The organism is Sutterella seckii (genome assembly GCF_009183815.1).
In the GTDB taxonomy this organism is placed as follows: Bacteria; Pseudomonadota; Gammaproteobacteria; order Burkholderiales; family Burkholderiaceae_F; genus Sutterella; species Sutterella seckii.
Window position 1 is genome coordinate 1 of sequence record NZ_WEHX01000164.1, and the last position, 2,295, is coordinate 2,295.

Annotated in this window: 2 protein-coding genes; one reads left to right on the plus strand and one right to left on the minus strand. The window is 58.3% G+C overall.

The window, feature by feature from the left end; genetic code table 11:
- Positions 1 to 424: 424 nt before the first annotated feature.
- Entirely contained in the window at positions 425 to 1,333 is a 909-nt protein-coding gene (locus GBM95_RS11535; RefSeq protein ID WP_152159226.1) for an NAD(P)H-dependent oxidoreductase, read from the minus strand.
- A gap of 250 nt (positions 1,334 to 1,583) precedes the next feature.
- On the opposite strand from GBM95_RS11535, the gene greB reads away from it, so the two are divergent.
- The gene (gene greB / locus GBM95_RS11540) at positions 1,584 to 2,141 is read left to right on the plus strand and encodes a transcription elongation factor GreB (RefSeq protein ID WP_152159227.1); all 558 of its coding nucleotides are present in this window, start codon (positions 1,584 to 1,586) and stop codon (positions 2,139 to 2,141) included.
- Positions 2,142 to 2,295 lie beyond the last annotated feature (154 nt).

Sequence of the window (2,295 nt, forward strand, 5' to 3'; positions counted from 1 at the left end):
GGCCGTCGAGGGTTGTGGTGGTTTTATCTTCATAACTCATTTATCAATTATAACATAACCGTAGCTGCTTGTCAACTATTTTGTGCCTATGTTAATAATTGCGAAACTCCCGCTGTCGCTAAGCCTCCGGTGACACGGATTTCCTCGTCGGCGCCTGCCGCAGCGGCCCGCGCCGGCGATCGGGAAGCGGCGGCGGTCCTGCGCCCGCCCGGCTGCCGCAGCAGGATTTTTGAGCGATAGGGACATTCCCGTTCCTGCTGTCAGCGGAGTGCGACAAAGCTGCCGGGAGGCTTCAGGCCGATGGTGCGGCATGCCGAAGGCGGCGTGATCCAGGCGATTCAGCACAAAAGAACGCCCGCAGATGGGGACACTTAAAAATCCCCGGCTGCGGGCGTTTGCTTATCAATCAGGACCGTGAAGAATGTCAGAGATTGAAGTCGCGTGCAAGACGGGACCTCAGGACGTTTCTCAGGGCTTCGATCTTCGTGCCGTAGTCCGGATCGAGATTTCCGGGCGTGCGGTCGTTGACAAAGCGTCCGAGATTCTTCATGTCCTTGCCGACGGCGGCATCGTCGTCAACCACGCGCATCGCGAACATCCAGGTTTCCCATTCCTGGGGATTCTTGTTGAGGGAATCCCCGCTCTGGCCCTGACCCATGCCGAGCCAGCCAGCGTTCATGATGGTGTAGAAGGTCTTGCCCGGAAGCAGTCCCACGCGGCCCTTGGGTCCGTCGTCGTAGGAAAAGCCTTTCGAGAAGACGCGAAGCTTGTAGCCCTTCGTGAACATCGGATCGCTGTCCTGCCAGTTGGGCTGGACAAAGATGATGTGGTCGGCCTTCTTGACGAACGCCTGCTCGACGAGAACGTCCTTCGGCGTGGGTCCGAAGCCGTCCTTCGCGTGATAGAACTCCTCGCGAGACGTGATGAGCGGGTTGAATTTCTGCGCGATCAGATCGCGAAGCTCAATCTCAAAGCCCTTTTCTTCAAAGAACTTCATCGCGGTGACGCAGAGGTCGTAGGTCACGGATTCGTGGCGCGGGTCGTCAAGAATGAAAAGCGCACGTTTTTTGCCTTGTGTCTCCGTAAAGCCGCTGGGCTTGTAGTCCGTCTGCCGGTATTTCTGCGGCACGACGGAAGCAGAGGTTACTGCGTCCACGTTGGCGGGAAGCGCATCGCCGCCCTTGGCGGCCATGGTCTTCTGACCTTCGAGAACCACAGCGGGCTCCTGGGCGGGCTTGACGGAAGCGGAAGAAACCGCGTCGGCTCCAAATGACGCGGTGGAAGCAAGCATCGCTGCGGCAATAAGGGCGATGCGAGAGATTGTGAATTGCATCTGTTTCTCCAGATGTGTGTGCGGCAGACGCGGTTGGCGCTGCCCCTTTGTCCGGAATTCTTGGTCCGGGGGGTGCTAGGTAATCAGCCGGCTGCAGAATTTCCATTCTATAGAGGTGAGGACATAGCGAAAAGTAAGGACATTCCTGATGGCGCGTCGCGCGATATTCTGCTTTGAGCGCTGCCCGAAGCGCTCCAACGCGCGTAGGATTAGCTTTTCCGAAGAAAACTATTCAGGAAGGACCCGACTCATGGCCGAAGATGATGACGACGAGGTGAAGCTCCCCGGACTCCCGCCCAATACGAAGAACTATATGACGCCTGCCTGCTACAGGCGCCTCCTTGATGAACGCGAGCACCTCGTCAACGTTGAGCGCCCTGAGGTGGTGAACGTCGTCTCCTGGGCGGCAAGCAACGGCGACCGTTCGGAAAACGGCGACTATCTCTACGGCAAGAAGCGTCTTCGCGAGATCGACCGCCGGATTCGATTCCTCAACAAGCGCATCGAATCCGCAGAGGTGGTGGATCCGGCAGCGCACCCCGAAACCGATCAGGTTTTCTTCGGCGCCACGGTGCTCTACGCCAACCAGAGAGGCGAGGAGCGCAAGATCCGCATCGTCGGGATCGATGAGGCCGATGCTGAGCACGGCGACGTGAGCTGGATCAGCCCCATTGCCCGCGTGCTCCTGAAGCACCACGAGGGCGACGAAGTGAAGCTTCCGACGCCGGCAACGAGCACGCACCCGGCCGGGGTCGACACGCTCGAGATCCTCGAAGTCACCTACACGAACGATCAGCCGATTCCCTGATTTTTCAAAAAACAAAAAAAACGCCTCCCGGGCTTTTTTTCTGTCCGGGAGGCGTTTTTGTCGTGTGCCCGGCATGGGCGATTTCTATAGGGTGAAAGTCCCGATGAGCAGGAGGTAGTGCCAAGCTCACAGCCAGAGGCAAGGGTGTCCGTCG

Bases quoted from the DNA above. Each gene is read 5' to 3' on its own strand.
- GBM95_RS11535 (WP_152159226.1), bottom strand. From the start codon at position 1,333: ATGCAATTCACAATCTCTCGCATCGCCCTTATTGCCGCAGCGATGCTT.
- greB (WP_152159227.1), top strand. From the start codon at position 1,584: ATGGCCGAAGATGATGACGACGAGGTGAAGCTCCCCGGACTCCCGCCC.